Origin of the sequence: Polynucleobacter sp. Latsch14-2 (assembly GCF_018881925.1) — a bacterium.
GTDB lineage: Bacteria > Pseudomonadota > Gammaproteobacteria > Burkholderiales > Burkholderiaceae > Polynucleobacter.
On the sequence record NZ_JACVPL010000022.1, the window covers coordinates 1 to 15,137 of the forward strand.

The following is a 15,137-nucleotide window of genomic DNA, read 5'->3' on the forward strand; positions in this document are numbered from 1 at the left end:
CTAAATCAGACCATAAGATGAATTTATTTACTACTGAAAACAAAATTACGGATGAAGAAGCAAAGGCACTAACGGCTTACTTAGCCTCTACAAGTCAATGTCGAGCAATATCTAGTCATTTTCCCGTACCGGAGTTAGCGGGTATCTACCAGAACTTTTATAGCCAAGTCGATGTGGTTTATCAGAACTTGTTATCTAGGAAAATTTCCATAGGCGAGGCAAATAAAGAAAAGTATGAGCTTATGCAGACTGCTCAATCGCAGTGGATTAACTATGAATCAACCCACAAGATCAATTGATGCATGAGTAATTAGCCAAGGTATTAAATATGGAAAAATTAGCCAAAACAAAGCAAATTCTTCAAAAGAGTATTGCACTATCAGCGTATATTCGTTTTTTACATCTTATAGATGTTATTGATTCGACAGGTGGATGGAAAAAGCTTGACCCGCTAGAGGAATCATTGCTGAATAAGCTTGTTTTAATGGCGACAAAGCAAGATGAGCCTATATTGGTGAAAGATCTTATATCTATTGCAAGCATAGCCTCTCAGGCAACACTGCATGGAAGAGTTAAGAGCCTTGAGAGGAAAGGGCTGATCAATCTGATAGCTGACCAAGATGACGCTAGGAAAAAGCATGTATATCCAACGCAATTGGCCATGAAGCGTTATGAAATGCTTTCAGATAATTTTGAGAGAGCTCTTGGTTCCGCCGAACAAGCATATGCAAATTGAAGCATTGTCTGAGTTTGGTCTATCGATGTTGTGAAGGAGGTTGGATGCCGATGTATTCAAAGTTATTCTTATTACTAGGGCTATTAGCTTTGTCTGCTTGTGGATCATCTGAAGTAGTGATGACCATGGATTCTTTGCGTCTGATCAACTCTACCGATGGCCCTCAAGAGGCAATGAATTATGCAAACAAAAATTGTAGGTCTGACTTTTATGTTGGAGCAAGTTTTATCTCTAAATCTGGTGATGAATATCGATTCAGATGCGTTAAGACGGATGACTCCGAGGGTTTAGTTCCAGTGCCAGGAGCTGCGGTTGTAAACCATTAATATTTTCTTATGAGATAGATTTTTTGGGGGATGGTTTTGAGGGTAATTAGTGTCAATAGATTAGTGGCTGCTGTATTGGGAGTGCTTTGTATTTTTGCTTCTTTGCCTGTTTTGGCTCAGTGGGGTTCTGGTCCATACCCAATGCATCGTTTTCATGAGAGACATGTGCAAGTTTGGCGGGGAGGTAATTGGTATCACGGCGGATACCAAGGGCGCTTTGGCTGGTATTGGGTAGTGGGCGGCGTTTACTACCCATACCCAAGTCCAATTTATCCTTATCCAGACCCTTATATTCCTTGAGTTGTAGTCGGTGCGCCCCCAGTGGTTTCGATTTCTTCGCCAAAACCAGCAGTTCTTGCTAGTCAACCACTGCCATCAGTTTGGTATTTTTGTGAGGCATCCCAAGGGTATTACCCGTATGTTGCGGAGTGTCCGGCAGGCTGGAAGAGTGCTCCTGCTATCCCACCTAAACAATAGTAAAGAATGAATATGAAGAAATTAATACTTATCAGTGCGGTAATTAGCTTGGTTGCATGTACATCTGCGCCAACGGGGCCAACAATTGCAGTGATGCCCGCGCAAGGAAAGCCTTTTGAGATATTTCAAAAGGAGGATCAGCAATGCCGTCAGTTTGCTAGCGGAAGCGTTGAGGGCACTTCAAATGCCGCTCTAAAAGAAGGTATGACTAGCGCAGCGGTAGCGGCGGCGTTAGGTGCAGCAGCGGGAGCTGTCATTGGGGGAGGGAGTCATCAAGGAGTTGGTACGGGTGCTGGTTTAGGCTTGCTTGGTGGATCTGCAATTGGTGCAAGCAATGCTGCAAATAAACAAAATCAAAGCCAGAGTCAATACAACACGGCATATATTCAATGTATGTATGCCCATGGCAATCAGGTGCCTAGTTATCCCGCGAGATAGTCTAAATTTGCAAAATGCGTGAAATTGCCCAGCTAGGATTAGTTGGGTCTATAACTGTTATAAAGAAGTCTAAATCTAGGAATAAAATGTTTTATATAAATAGGCAATGGATTATTTGTGTTCAGTAAACAGAAGTTCCTATTTTTTATTTTCAGATGGTGCATTAGTTTTTTATGTATTTATAGTGCCGCTAGTGTTTATGCCCAAAATATTTTCGGGCCCCAACCTGCGATACCAATCATCAATAACAGTCAACAACTAGTTGACTTAGATACTCCTCCTCTAATCGTTATTAAATCTCAGCCTGCGATTTTAATTAAAGAGATATCAATAAGTTCAGTTGGCAAAGTATCTGATGGCAAGGATTTGATACATTTGTATCAAGATGCTGCCTTTAGCGATCCCGTTCTGACAGCTGCCCGCTTTAACTACCAAGCTAGTAAAGAGCTCTTTTGGCAAGGCCTCTCTTTACTACTTCCTCAGGCCAGTGCCACCCCTGGCGGTACGCGCTATTACCAACATGGTGTTGGTCAAACCGTAGTGGCAGCAGGCCCAGGCAATTCACGGGTATTTGATCAAAAGAATTACACCGTCACTTTGACTCAGCCCGTATTCAATATAGCCGCACTAGAGGCCTTTAAACAGGGTGACCTCAATACCAAAATTGCGGATATGAATTTTTACCAGGCTCAGCAAGATCTCATTTTGCGGGTCTCGCAGGCCTATTTTGATGCACTGACTAGCCAGGATAACGTTGAGCTCTATCGCAATAAAAAAGGCCTCATTAAGCAGCAATTAGAAGTTGCCCAAGCCAAATTTGATGCTGGCCTAGCTACCATTGTCGATGTCAATACGGCGCAAGCGAGTTATGACTTAGCGAACTCGCAAGAGATCGCTGCGCAAGCTGACTTGGTAGTAAAGTGTGGCGTATTAGAACAACTCGTTGGCCATCCGGTTGGTCAGCTAAGGCCTTTGGTGAAAGATGCCAAGATTGATGGTGTGCTCAAGGATCCTAGGGCGATATCCAAGGATGCCAAAGGCAATGTGATTGCCGAGAGCGTGAACCCACAGCTACCTCCTGGCCAAACCCTAGATGACTGGGTTGGACAAACTGAAGTTGCCAACTTTAAGGTGCTTGCTGGTCAACTCTCGATATCGCTTGCCGAGAGCACCTATCGTGCCGCCCAAGCGCTGAACTATCCCTCACTTAATTTAGTGGGTACAAGTGGATACAACACCTCTAACGGCACGCCTAATAGTTATCAACCTGCACAGACTAGTGTATACAACAACACCCTGAGCTTACAATTAACCATTCCCTTAGTATCTGGTGGCTTTAATAGTTCTGTCATTCGCCAAAATGCCGCTTTAGTTGATGCTGCCAAAGCAAATTATGACAATGCACGCCGTACTGCTGCGCAAAACACCCGCGCGGCCTTCACCGGTTTTTATGGTGGACTCGCTAGCGTAAAGGCGTATGAGGCAGCTGAACGCTCATCCCAATCTGCTCTAGACTCGAGCAAGCTGGGTTTCCAAGTGGGTACTTTAATTAACATTGATGTACTAATAGCACTAGATACCCTGTTTACGACGCGCTCTCAATTGCTGCAATCGCGCTACAGTACGATTTTGAATGCCATCAGATTAAAGGCAAGCGCCTCTACCTTATCGGATGAGGATCTCTTAGCGATTAATTCATTATTGCGTTAAATTGAGCAAATATGACAGTAAAAAACTTGAAGCTTAATATCGTCAAATATTTTGATTTATCTCTCAAGTATTTGAATTTGATGGTTGATCGACTACCCCTAGCTTCTCGGGTCAAATCAACATGGCTACGTCTTTTATGCATTTTTCTTGTTGGTAGCCTTTTTCTGTTGGTTTTGATTAAAGGGGTTCAAGTCACATTTGGCCTTAACAGTCCTGACTTCAGGTTAGCCGCTATTGAAGAAGGGCCCATTGTGGCTACGGTTAGTGCAAGCGGGACATTAAATCCAGTGAAGTCTGTAACTGTTGGTACGCAAGTAACGGGAATGATTAAAGAGCTCGATGTGGACTTTAATTCACCTGTAAAGCAGGGGCAGGTTATCGCTAGAATTGATCCAAGAGAATATCAAGCTCGTTATGACCAAGCTCTTGCTAATTATGAGTTGGCAAAGCGTAATCATGATTACAACCTTAAGTTAGTCGATAAAGGCTTTATTTCTAAATCGGCAGTTGTTCAAACTGAGGGGGCATACAAGGCCGCCTTAGGCGCTTTGAATTTGGCAAAAAAATCTTTGGACGACACAGTAATTCATGCGCCAGTTGATGGGGTAGTTGTAAAGCGTAGCGTAGAGGTGGGCCAAACGGTGGCAGCAAGTTTGCAGGCGCCTGAGTTATTCATCATTGCGCAGAATTTAGCTGAAATGCAGGTTGAGGCATCTATTGATGAATCCGATGTTGGTCGCTTATCGGAAGGAATGGACGCCAGTTTTACGGTAGATTCATTTCCAGGCAGGGTTTTTCAGTCTAAGGTCTTGCAAATTCGCAAAGCGCCTATCACCATTCAAAACGTCGTTACTTATACAGTATTAATTTCTGCGGACAATCCAGATTTAAAATTATTACCCGGCATGACTGCTAATGTTCGCATTATTTTTGATAAGCGAGAAAAGGTTCTTAAGGTTCCAAATGTCGCATTACGATTTAGGATGCCAAGTGCCGATGATTCTCTTGCTGCTAAGTCATCTCAAGCTGGGAATACTACCGGCAGTCCTCGCACCTCAAGAGGCGGGGCCGGGGGATGGGGATCTTCCGGAATACGAAAAGTGTGGCTACTAGATAGAAGTGGCCTGCAGGATAAGCCGATAGAGCTAAAAATTCGGACTGGAATGACCGATGGAAGCTTTACAGAACTTTTGCCAGACGCAGACTCCAAGTTTCCTCTTCAAGTAGGGAATTTAGTTATTACTGGCATTCAATCTCCAGGCTCTAAAGAGGGATCTCCTAAGCGTCAAAACGGCCCCAGGATGTTTTAGATAATTTCGTGCTCATACATACCGAAAATCTTTCAAAAATATATGGCGTAGGTGATCAAGTTGTCCACGCATTAGATTCTGTTTCCATTGATATTGATTCTGGTGATTTTGTAGCTATTGTCGGTGCATCTGGATCTGGAAAATCCACCTTCATGAACATGATTGGCTGTTTAGATCAGCCCAGTAACGGTAGGTATTTTCTAGCTGGCGAAGATGTGGCATCACTTGATCCAGATTCCCTAGCGGATATTCGTAATCGGCGGATCGGATTTGTATTTCAACAATTCAATTTATTGAATCGGACCTCTGCTATTGAAAATACTGCGCTCCCACTTTTATATGCTCGTTCAGGCCCTTTGGCTGGTCTTAGTAAAGAGGAGCGTTTAGACCATGCAAAAAAACGTTTAGAGCAAGTGGGCCTTGGAGATCGACTTGATAATATGCCGAATCAACTTTCAGGCGGTCAACAACAAAGAGTGGCTATTGCGCGTGCATTGGTCAATGATCCGGATTTAATTTTGGCTGATGAACCAACTGGCGCCTTAGATTCCAAAACCACTTCAGAAGTGATGAACTTATTTACGGAGTTGAATAATCAGGGAATGACGGTGATCGTAGTTACCCATGAACCAGATGTTGCGGCTTATGCAAAACGAACCATTACCTTTAAGGACGGCAAGGTTATTGGTATCAAAATAAATCACGCCTAATATGAAGATTGAAATTGCAACTAACTTAGCCATCGCCTTTCAAGCTCTGAAAGTCAATAAGCTACGATCGTCTTTGACTATGCTGGGGATCATTATTGGTGTAGCCGCAGTCATTACGATGATTGCTGTTGGTGGCGGTGCGCAGGCTCGCGTGAAGGCACAAATCTCTAGTCTCGGCTCAAATTTAATGATCATTATTCCAGGATCATTATTGCAATCAGGGGTGCGTCTCGGAACTGGAAATGCGCAAACTCTAACTGAGGATGATGCAAATGCAATTTTGAGAGAAATTCCTGAAGTTGCCTATGCTGCCCCTATCAGTAGGGGCGGTGGTCAAATCATTTCCAGTAGTAATAACTGGGGCACAACTATTTATGGGGTCAATCCTGATTTTTTCGAGGCCAGGGAGTGGCCACTCGCTAGTGGTCGGATGTTTGAATATGCTGAAATTGCAGGTGCTGGGAAGGTTGTGATTCTTGGCCAAACTGTTGCTAATCAGTTATTTGGTAGCGAAGATCCAATTGATCAGCAAGTCAGAATTAAAGGCGTTCCATTTACTGTCATTGGCATTGCAGAAAAAAAGGGACAAAGTATGCAAGGGCAAGATCAAGATGATGGCGTCTTTGTTCCTCTATCAACCGGTAGACGCAGAATTTTTGGTGAGGCAATGGGAAAAATTGCGAGGGTTGGAAGCATTGCTGTTAAGGTTCAAGATGGCAATGATATGAAGGTGACAGAGCAAAAGATTGCTGAACTGTTGAGACAACGTCATCGAACCCAAATAGGAGCAGAGGATGATTTTACGATTAGGAATCTTACGGAAATACTTGAGGCTCAGGAGGCGGCTAGCAAAGTGATGTCAGCATTGTTAGCTGCGGTAGCCTCTGTCAGTCTTTTGGTTGGAGGGATCGGAATCATGAACATCATGTTGGTGTCAGTAACAGAGCGCACTAGGGAAATTGGCTTGAGAATGGCAATTGGTGCAAAGGGCAGGGATATTTTGGAGCAATTTTTAGTGGAGGCGATGACCTTAGCTACTCTTGGAGGATTGGTTGGCATACTGCTTGGATTTTTGGCGTCCGAACTGATTGCAGTATTGGCAGGATGGGCTATACAGTTATCCCTGATCTCTATTATCTTGGCAGTAGGGTTCTCAGCGGCGATTGGTATTTTCTTCGGGTTCTATCCAGCTAAAAAAGCGGCGATGATGCAGCCAATTCAAGCATTGCGTTATGAATAGGTTTATTAGCTTAGTGTCGCTACTAGACAAAGACTTCCAATCCATAATAAGTATTACTTTTAGCAACGCTCAACCACATCAAGAAAAAACACTTTGGAGCAACCAAGTGATAGATGTTTGCTCAATAATTCCGATGGTTTGGAAAACCAAAGAGTGAGCTAGCGTTTATTGTGATCTTGATAATCTAGTCACACAAAAGCTCACACACCGATATTTATGAGACGTAACCTCTTGAAATCTTAATGGTTTTCTTTGGATGTCTGCTCTCATAACCAGAGAACCTAAACTCAACCTAAAACTAACAAAAAGCTAGCTTTTGAGACTAAAGGTTAGGTTTGGTAATTCGAGCGTTACTTTAAGTAACGCTGGGGGTACTAAAAAGTGTGTAGGCGATTACTACACAGTTTGATTGGCAATACCAATAGATTATCGTCTTAAATATTGAAGGGTTAAGCCGAGGCTTAGCTGTCGCGTAACGAAATGATTGAAGATTTAATCTTTACAACGATTTGTTATCAAAGTCACTTGAGTCATGACGTTCAAGAAGTTGTTCGGATGGTTCACCCCAAGTGCGGTTAACAATACGACCTCGTTTTACGGCAGGGCGCTCAAGAATTCTATCTGCCCATCGCTGAACGTTCAGATATTCGTGTACGCTGAGGAATTCTGCAGCTCCGTAAAGCCATCCTTTAACAAGGGCGCCATACCAAGGAAAAACAGCAATATCTGCGATGGTGTATTCCTTGCCAGCGAGATATTCATTTTCAGCTAAACGTTGATCTAGAACATCCAGTTGGCGCTTGGTTTCCATCGCAAATCGGTCAATGGGGTATTCCATTTTGAAGGGGGCATAAGCATAGAAGTGTCCAAAGCCTCCGCCTAAGTAAGGTGCGCTACCCATTTGCCAGAAAAGCCAATTCATTGTTTCGGTACGAGTGGCAATATCTTTGGGCAGGAAAGCATCAAATTTTTCGGCAAGATAAAGCAAAATTGAGCCAGATTCAAAAACACGGATAGGAATCGATGTACTACGATCAAGTAGCGCTGGAATTTTTGAGTTCGGATTGATCTTTACAAAACCCGAGCCAAATTGATCGCCTTCGCTAATCCTAATTAACCAGGCGTCATATTCAGCGCCAATGTGACCAAGGGCAAGAAGCTCTTCGAGCATGATGGTTACTTTGACGCCATTAGGCGTACCCATTGAATACAGTTGTATAGGATGGCGCCCAATGGGCAATTCTTTTTTCTCTCTGGACCCCGCAGTAGGTCGATTGACGTTTGCAAATTGACCGCCATTTGGCTTTTCCCAAGTCCAGACTTTGGGCGGCGTGTATTCAGTTATATCAGTCATTTTTTACCTTAGCAAGTTCTCAGCAAGTTTAATCTAGCTGACCTAAAATTGTTCAAGACAAATTACCAAATAGTTTTTTAGGAGCTTTGATGAAATATCGCTTATTGGGCAATACAGGACTTTATGTTTCCGAGCTCTGCTTAGGTACGATGACTTTTGGCGCGCAAGGATTTTGGGAGGTTATGGGTGGCCTACAGCAGTCTGCTGTTAATGAGTTGGTAAAGACTTCATTTGATAGCGGCATTAATTTTTTCGATACGGCTAATGTCTATTCGATGGGTCAATCCGAAGCCTTGCTAGGTCAAGCAATTAAAGATTGTGGCTTGCCACGAGATCAGTTGGTGGTTGCGACCAAATCTACTGGGATCATGGACGAAACTCCCAACGGAAGAGGCCAGTCCCGTTTCCATATATTTAATGAAGTTGACGCAAGTTTGAAGCGCTTACAGTTAGATCATATTGATCTCTACCAAGTGCATGGTTTTGATCCATTAACGCCATTTGAGGAATCGCTATCTGCTCTAAATGATTTAGTTCGAATGGGTAAGATTCGCTATATTGGTTTATGCAATATGGCAGCATGGCAAGTGATGAAGGCAATAGGTATTTCACGGCAAAAAGGCTTTGCTGAGTTTGCAAGTGTGCAGTCTTACTACTCTATTGCTGGTCGGGATCTTGAGCGGGAGATATTCCCATTGGTCCAAGATCAACAATTAGGGCTGATGGTATGGAGTCCCTTAGCTGGTGGTTACCTCTCGGGTAAATTTAATCGAGATACGACAAATCCTGATGGTGCTAGACGTTCTAATTTTGATTTCCCGCCGATTAACAAAGACAAGGCCTTTGCTTGCATTGATGCGATGACACCAATTGCTAAGGCCCATGGCGTATCAGTTGCCCAAGTCGCTCTGGCTTGGATTTTGTCTAAGAAGCCTGTTTCAAGCATCATTATTGGTGCTCGCAAATTAGAGCAATTAAAAGACAATATCGCTGCTAGCAAGCTAGCCCTGACAGAAGATGAGCTTAAGTCCCTAGATGAAGTTAGCGCTTTGTCGTCTGAGTATCCGGGTTGGATGCTTGCCTTTCAGGGTCAATATCGCGCTACGCCACCAGTAAAAGAATAATTTTTTAATATTCAAATAACCGCATTAAGGAAAAATATGAAAACATTTGATGCAATCCGCGAACGCAGAGCAGTTAAGCACTTTGACCCAAGCCATGAATTTACTAAGCAAGAGACTGACCAGCTGTTAGATCTCGCTATGCAAGCCCCATCTTCATTCAATATCCAACACTGGCGTTTAGTGAATGTTACTGACAAGGTCCTCAGGACTAAGTTGCGTGAAGCTGCAAATAATCAAGCTCAAGTTACCGAAGCATCTTTACTATTTGTAGTGACTGTTGATATCAAGGCGTGGGAAAAAGATCCTGCCCGATATTGGGTCAATGCTCCTAAAGAAGCTCAAGATATATTAGTTCCCTGGATTCATCCTTTTTACTCTGGTAAAGAGCAATTACAAAGAGATGAAGCAATGCGTTCTGCTGGAATCATGTTGCAAACTATGATGCTTTCTGCCAAGGCGATGGGCTACGATTCTTGCCCAATGGTGGGTTTTGATTTTGATAAGGTGGCAGAGCTCATTCATTTGCCTAAAGATTATGCGATTGCTGCGATGTTGGTAGTTGGTAAGGGCATTAAACCAGCATGGCCTAAACCTGGATTTATCCCTAAGTCAGAAATGATCATTGAAAATCACTTTTGAATTAAGACACCTTCTGGATTGAGTGGGTAGATCCAGGTGTAAGTCCTGGTGGCCCACCAGAAAGGCAAACCCCCATCAGAAATGATTGGGGTTTTGTCTTTCAGATCCCTGTTGAATCAATTTGCTCTGCCTGAGCAAGATATCAACTAATCCTTTATAATTAATTGACTAGTCAACTAATTCTATGAAAAAGATCACTGTTCCTACTACTGAGTTCTATACGCCAGAGGCTTATACGCCTCAGGGGAGCTTGGTGTATCTAATGGCCCGAAACAAATCCATTTATCAGCGCCTAGCGGACATGAGATTGGCTGATTTGGGAATTACGGCTTCTCAAGTGGGCATCCTGATGATGGTCGGACACGGTGAAAAAGCCACAATATCTTCAATTTCTCAAATATGGGGAATCAATGCTGCAGCTACTGTCCGAATGGTCCAAAAGCTCGAGACAATGCAGTTAATCAAAAAACTCCCCTCTAATAAAGATGGTCGAGTAACCCATTTGTGCTTAACTACCACTGGAAAGCGTCTTATTAAGCGCATTCCAGATCGTTTATGTGATTTGCTTAATCATTCTTTAATGGGTTTTACATTGAAAGAATTTGATCAACTAAAAAGTTACTTGCTTCGCATTGAGGCAAATAATTTGCAGCAACTTAGAGATTCATGATGAAGTTATCAATAAAAAATTTGTCTATTCTGGCGCCAATTTCAGTGATTGTCACGCTGACCTCATGTGCGTTATTTCCAAGGGATGGGTTGCCTGAACAGACTGCAAAACCTTTGGAAATACTTGAGCCGAACTTGATCACTCAAGCGCCACAAATTGAGGATCGGTGGTGGACTGCCTTTGGAGACCAGCAGTTAAATCAATTAGTGGATTTGGGACTGCGTCAGTCTCCCAGTTTGGATATTGCCGGCGCTAGGATTATGGCGGTACAGGCGATGTTAGAGACTGAGAAAGCTGCGTTTCTTCCTCAGGTTGGTGTGGGTGGGCAGGTTGATCGTCAACAGCTTTCGCAAAACTATATCTTTGTACCGGGTATGCCGATCTACACAGGCTATGGTTTGGTAAATGCGTCGCTAAGCTGGTCGTTGGATATTTGGGGCAAACAAAAGAAATACTATGACGCTGCTAAAAATCAAGCAAAAGCAGCGCAGGCAAGTTATAAAGCTTCGGAACTCTTGCTCTCCACTACCATTGTGCGGGTGTATTTTGATTACGACCGTGTTACTCAGGCGCAAGTGTTATATACCCGTGACGCAGAAGTAAAGAAAAGCCTCTATCAAATTGCTCAAGAAAAGCAAAAGGCCGGTTTGGCTGATGCGTTCATGATTAATCAGCGTAAGGTGGACTATGAGAGTGCCCAAGTAAATCTAAGTCAAGCCATTCTCAGTAAGCAGATGATTCAACATCAACTTGCTGCTCTAGTGCAGGAGGGTCCATCCTGGGGTGAAAGATTACAATCTCCAGCCATCAAACTTGCGGGATTGAATTTGCCAGAGGTGATTCCTGCAAATCTTCTAGAGCGTAGACCTGATCTGCAAGCGCTGTTGAGTCAAATTGACGTAGCCAAACTCCAGTTAGAGGGGGCGAAATTAGAATACTTACCAGATATTAATTTAGCTGGATTTGTGGGTGTTCAATCTTTTGGTTTATCTCAACTATTTGCTAGTAGGAGTCAGCAATTTAGTATTGGCCCTGCGATTAGCTTACCCATTTTTGATGGCGGCCTTATTAATGCCAATATTACTGGCAAGGAAGCAAACCGTAATCAAGCAATTGCCAATTATCAAGAGCAGCTTGTGCAGGCTTTGCGAGAAGTTGCTGATGGCATCGGTACGATGCAGAGCTCGCAAGCAAATTATGCGAGCTATAGCAATGCCTATCAAAGCGCTAAGACCAATTATGAAATTACTCGAAGTAGAAGTGATGCAGGAATCAGCTCCAAAGAATCACTATTAACCATAGAGCAGGCCTATATTGCACAGGGCCAGAATATTGCTGAGGCTAAAGCAAAAATGTTTACCGCAAACGTGATTTTGGTTCAAGCTCTGGGCGGCTCCTATTTGCAAACACCATCTCAATCCCATTAAAAATTTATATAAAGAATTGAATTATGGAAACCGCAGCTGAGAATAAAAAATTCGACAGAACAAAGGCCTTCAAAATATTTGGCGTAGTACTGGCTTTTCTGTGTGTGCTTGTACTTATCTATTGGCTCATATTTGGTCGTAACTCTGAATCTACGGATGATGCTTATGTGGCAGGATCGCAAGTACAAATAGTTGCTCAAATTGAGGGTGCGATAGCAGCAGTCAATGTATCAGAAACACAAGCCGTAAAAGAGGGGCAAGTTCTATTTAAGATAGATCCAACTGAGGCCAAAATTGCTTCAGAAAAAGCAGATATTGATCTTCTTAATGCTTATTTAGAATACCAAAAAAGAAATTCCTTACAGGGTGATGCTGCAGTATCGAGAGAAGAGTTAGACCACTCTTATTTAAATTTACGAAAGTTAGCAGAAAGCGCCCGTCAGGCTTATATTAATTTATTGCGTGTTGAAGTTCAGAGCCCAACTAACGCTATCTTAGCTAAACGTTATGCCCAAATTGGGCAGCGAGTTGCCCCTGGCACGGCCCTTGGATTATTGGTTGCAAAAGATGAGATTTGGGTAGACGCCAATTTCAAAGAAGATCAATTACGCAATATCCGCGTTGGTCAACCAGTCAAGTTGGAATCAGACATCTACGGAGGCAAGATTGAGTATCGCGGCATAGTAGTCGGTTTTGCACCGGGCACTGGATCAACATTAGCGCTGTTGCCTGCTCAAAATGCAACTGGTAATTGGGTAAAGGTAGTTCAGCGCTTGCCGGTTCGTATTGCATTGGATGGTGAGCAACTTAAGGGGTTCCCTCTTCGAATTGGATTATCCATGAATGTTAAGGTCGATACCAGCAATCATGCTGGTGTTCCCCTGCAAGCGATGGAGAGCGGAAATTCTCAAGATACTAATATCTATCTTAAGCAATATGAGCTCGCAGAAAGCCATATCAACTCTATTTTGCATCGGTAAGTACAGATTTATTTTCGCTGATGGCTCATAAGGAAACTCCCCCACAATTAGTAGGACTCAAACTAGTTTTAGCAACTTTAGCTTTAGGTTTGGGGTCGTTCATGAATGTATTGGATATATCAATAGCCAATGTATCGTTGCCTTCCATAGCAGGGGATTTTGCTGTCAGTCCGGCGCAAGGGACTTGGGTTATTACTTCATATGCAGTAAGCGAAGCGATTATGTTGCCTCTAACGGGGTGGTTGGCTGGCAGATTTGGAGATGTTCGTCAGTTCACGGTGGCAACCCTGTTGTTTACCTTGGCTTCTTTGTTTTGCGGAGCTTCACAATCATTCGAGATGTTATTGTTTTCAAGAGTTCTACAAGGGGTAGTTGGCGCCTCAATGATTCCGTTATCGCAATCGCTCATTATTAAGATTTTTCCAGCCAATAAAAGAGGTGCAGCTTTAGGAATTTGGTCTCTTACCCTCATCATCGCACCCGTTCTTGGGCCTGTAGTAGGGGGCTGGCTCACCGATAATTATGTGTGGAGACTCGTTTTCTTTATCAACATTCCTTTTGGCTTGTTATGCGCTTTTGCAGTCACAAAGTTAATGAAGGGTCGAGAATCTCCAAAAGTGATTACCCCAATCGATAAAGTTGGTTTAGCTTTGTTGACCGTTGGTATTGGTAGTCTACAAATACTTTTAGATAAAGGCAATGAGCTTAACTGGTTTGGTTCCACCACTATCTGTATCTTGGCTATTATTTCAGTTATTACATTGATTTCTCTTGTAATTTGGGAGCTGGGGGAAGAGTATCCCATTGTAAATTTGCGGCTCTTTGGCAATCGAAACTTTTTAATTGCTGCAAGCTGTTTAGGTATTGGTAGTTTTGCCTTTTATATTTTTGTAATTATTGGTCCCTTATGGATGCAAACCCAATTGGGATATACCCCCACCTTAGCTGGTGAGGTAATGGCTGTCGTAGGATGTTTATCTATTTTCTTTGGCCCGTTTTTTGGGATTAATCTTGATCGATTTGGGGCGCGGCAGGTAGCTACCATTGGATTTACTGCTTTTGGTTTTTCTGCATGGATGAGTGGATCAATCACATCAGATGTTTCATTTGGACATCTGCAATTAGTGCGTTTATTGGCTGGTATTGGTATTGCGGGATTTTTTGTACCCATGACAGCAATTTCCTTGTCACAAATAAAACCTCAACTCATTAGCGCTGCAACAGGCTTAACTAACTTTCTTAGAAATATGGGCGGAAGCGTGGGAACTGCAATTGGAGTAACGGTCTGGCAAAACCAAGCATCCACTTATCATGCAAATTTAGTTGAGTACATTAATCCTGCGAATGTTGGGTATGAGCAAGCTACAAATCTTTTATCTTCTCAAGGAATGACTGGCCTTCAAATTAGTCAATATATTGATATTCTTATTAATGCTCAAGCTTATGTCCTTTCAACAAATCATCTCTTAATGCTTTCTGGATTAATTATGGTTTCCTTAATTCCAATTATTTGGTTTGCTAAACCACCCTTTGGTGGCGGTGGGGGCGGCCACTGATTGTTGAATTATTGTTAGCTAAAAAATAATGAAATTAGCTTAGGAATTTTCAGAATTCCTTTAGTCTAGAATGATCATAAAAAGACTTTGGAGCAACGAGGTGTTAGATGGTTGCTCCAAATATACTTTGGTTTGGAAAACCAAAGAGTGAGCTAGTGTTTCTTCTGCTCTGTTTAAATTAGTCACACAAAAGCTCACACACCGATATTTATGAGACGTAACCTCTTGAAATCTTAATGGTTTTCTTTGGATGTCTGCTCTCATAATCCTTTGGTCCCAGGTTCAAGTCCTAGTGGGCCCACCAGAAAAACCCGGTACGTACCGGACACATGCTTTACGTCCGGTACCGACCACATGGTTTACACCTTTACCAATCACATCCCCAATACTTTGGGACCAAATGGGTTTTCTAAGGCTTGTACCCGAGAAGACTCCATATC

16 protein-coding genes are annotated in these 15,137 nt (G+C 42.8%); 15 read left to right on the forward strand and 1 reads right to left on the reverse strand.

The annotated features are described in order from the left end of the window. The 9 genes from ICN46_RS11245 to ICN46_RS11285 all read left to right on the forward strand — a co-directional run. Positions 1–299, forward strand: a 299-nt coding sequence (locus ICN46_RS11245; protein WP_216208827.1) for a hypothetical protein, incomplete at its 5' end; no start/stop codon positions are given. 29 nt (positions 300–328) lie between these two features. Continuing rightward, positions 329–736 (forward strand): winged helix DNA-binding protein, encoded by a 408-nt coding sequence (locus tag ICN46_RS11250; protein ID WP_216208830.1) that lies wholly within the window; start codon positions 329–331, stop codon positions 734–736. Positions 737–780: 44 nt separating this feature from the next. Further along, on the forward strand, positions 781–1,062 hold the full coding sequence (locus ICN46_RS11255; protein WP_255535471.1) for a hypothetical protein: 282 nt from the start codon (positions 781–783) through the stop codon (positions 1,060–1,062). Between the two features lie 36 nt (positions 1,063–1,098). Continuing rightward, positions 1,099–1,362, forward strand: coding sequence for a hypothetical protein (locus ICN46_RS12055; protein ID WP_255538849.1), 264 nt, complete (start codon positions 1,099–1,101; stop codon positions 1,360–1,362). A 189-nt stretch (positions 1,363–1,551) separates the two neighbouring features. Next, entirely contained in the window at positions 1,552–1,977 is a 426-nt protein-coding gene (locus ICN46_RS11265; RefSeq protein WP_083393462.1) for a hypothetical protein, read from the forward strand. A gap of 366 nt (positions 1,978–2,343) precedes the next feature. Next, complete coding sequence (locus tag ICN46_RS11270; RefSeq protein ID WP_236638912.1) at positions 2,344–3,687, forward strand: TolC family protein; 1,344 nt, start codon at positions 2,344–2,346, stop codon at positions 3,685–3,687. An 11-nt stretch (positions 3,688–3,698) separates the two neighbouring features. Further along, positions 3,699–4,997: an efflux RND transporter periplasmic adaptor subunit gene (locus ICN46_RS11275; protein ID WP_083393464.1), complete on the forward strand. Its 1,299-nt coding sequence runs from the start codon at positions 3,699–3,701 to the stop codon at positions 4,995–4,997. Positions 4,998–5,005: 8 nt separating this feature from the next. After that, positions 5,006–5,707, forward strand: coding sequence for an ABC transporter ATP-binding protein (locus ICN46_RS11280; RefSeq protein ID WP_071465158.1), 702 nt, complete (start codon positions 5,006–5,008; stop codon positions 5,705–5,707). Position 5,708: 1 nt separating this feature from the next. Continuing rightward, complete coding sequence (locus ICN46_RS11285; RefSeq protein ID WP_071465159.1) at positions 5,709–6,947, forward strand: ABC transporter permease; 1,239 nt, start codon at positions 5,709–5,711, stop codon at positions 6,945–6,947. A 499-nt stretch (positions 6,948–7,446) separates the two neighbouring features. Here the strand turns inward: ICN46_RS11285 and yghU are convergent, their stop codons facing one another. Continuing rightward, the gene (gene yghU, locus ICN46_RS11290; protein WP_071465160.1) at positions 7,447–8,301 is read right to left on the reverse strand and encodes a glutathione-dependent disulfide-bond oxidoreductase; all 855 of its coding nucleotides are present in this window, start codon (positions 8,299–8,301) and stop codon (positions 7,447–7,449) included. An 89-nt stretch (positions 8,302–8,390) separates the two neighbouring features. Between yghU and ICN46_RS11295 the strand changes: the two genes are divergently transcribed. The 6 genes from ICN46_RS11295 to ICN46_RS11320 all read left to right on the forward strand — a co-directional run bounded on the left by ICN46_RS11295 (position 8,391) and on the right by ICN46_RS11320 (position 14,697). After that, complete coding sequence (locus tag ICN46_RS11295) at positions 8,391–9,425, forward strand: aldo/keto reductase (RefSeq protein WP_216208833.1); 1,035 nt, start codon at positions 8,391–8,393, stop codon at positions 9,423–9,425. Positions 9,426–9,461: 36 nt separating this feature from the next. Further along, the gene (locus ICN46_RS11300; protein ID WP_216208838.1) at positions 9,462–10,064 is read left to right on the forward strand and encodes a nitroreductase family protein; all 603 of its coding nucleotides are present in this window, start codon (positions 9,462–9,464) and stop codon (positions 10,062–10,064) included. Positions 10,065–10,248: 184 nt separating this feature from the next. Continuing rightward, positions 10,249–10,734 (forward strand): MarR family winged helix-turn-helix transcriptional regulator, encoded by a 486-nt coding sequence (locus tag ICN46_RS11305; protein ID WP_216208843.1) that lies wholly within the window; start codon positions 10,249–10,251, stop codon positions 10,732–10,734. After that, positions 10,734–12,161 carry an efflux transporter outer membrane subunit gene (locus ICN46_RS11310; RefSeq protein ID WP_216208846.1) on the forward strand — a complete coding sequence of 476 codons (1,428 nt, stop codon included), beginning with the start codon at positions 10,734–10,736 and terminating at the stop codon, positions 12,159–12,161. Before ICN46_RS11305 ends, ICN46_RS11310 begins: the two co-directional genes overlap by 1 nt. Positions 12,162–12,184: 23 nt before the next feature. Next, the gene (locus ICN46_RS11315) at positions 12,185–13,141 is read left to right on the forward strand and encodes an HlyD family secretion protein (RefSeq protein ID WP_216208849.1); all 957 of its coding nucleotides are present in this window, start codon (positions 12,185–12,187) and stop codon (positions 13,139–13,141) included. Between the two features lie 20 nt (positions 13,142–13,161). Beyond that, positions 13,162–14,697: a DHA2 family efflux MFS transporter permease subunit gene (locus ICN46_RS11320; protein WP_255538850.1), complete on the forward strand. Its 1,536-nt coding sequence runs from the start codon at positions 13,162–13,164 to the stop codon at positions 14,695–14,697. Positions 14,698–15,137 lie beyond the last annotated feature (440 nt).

Coding starts and splice junctions, on each gene's coding strand:
- ICN46_RS11250 (WP_216208830.1), top strand. CDS start 329: ATGGAAAAATTAGCCAAAACAAAGCAAATTCTTCAAAAGAGTATTGCA.
- ICN46_RS11255 (WP_255535471.1), top strand. CDS start 781: ATGCCGATGTATTCAAAGTTATTCTTATTACTAGGGCTATTAGCTTTG.
- ICN46_RS11265 (WP_083393462.1), top strand. CDS start 1,552: ATGAAGAAATTAATACTTATCAGTGCGGTAATTAGCTTGGTTGCATGT.
- ICN46_RS11275 (WP_083393464.1), top strand. CDS start 3,699: ATGACAGTAAAAAACTTGAAGCTTAATATCGTCAAATATTTTGATTTA.
- ICN46_RS11285 (WP_071465159.1), top strand. CDS start 5,709: ATGAAGATTGAAATTGCAACTAACTTAGCCATCGCCTTTCAAGCTCTG.
- yghU (WP_071465160.1), bottom strand. CDS start 8,301: ATGACTGATATAACTGAATACACGCCGCCCAAAGTCTGGACTTGGGAA.
- ICN46_RS11295 (WP_216208833.1), top strand. CDS start 8,391: ATGAAATATCGCTTATTGGGCAATACAGGACTTTATGTTTCCGAGCTC.
- ICN46_RS11300 (WP_216208838.1), top strand. CDS start 9,462: ATGAAAACATTTGATGCAATCCGCGAACGCAGAGCAGTTAAGCACTTT.
- ICN46_RS11305 (WP_216208843.1), top strand. CDS start 10,249: ATGAAAAAGATCACTGTTCCTACTACTGAGTTCTATACGCCAGAGGCT.
- ICN46_RS11310 (WP_216208846.1), top strand. CDS start 10,734: ATGAAGTTATCAATAAAAAATTTGTCTATTCTGGCGCCAATTTCAGTG.
- ICN46_RS11315 (WP_216208849.1), top strand. CDS start 12,185: ATGGAAACCGCAGCTGAGAATAAAAAATTCGACAGAACAAAGGCCTTC.
- ICN46_RS11320 (WP_255538850.1), top strand. CDS start 13,162: ATGGCTCATAAGGAAACTCCCCCACAATTAGTAGGACTCAAACTAGTT.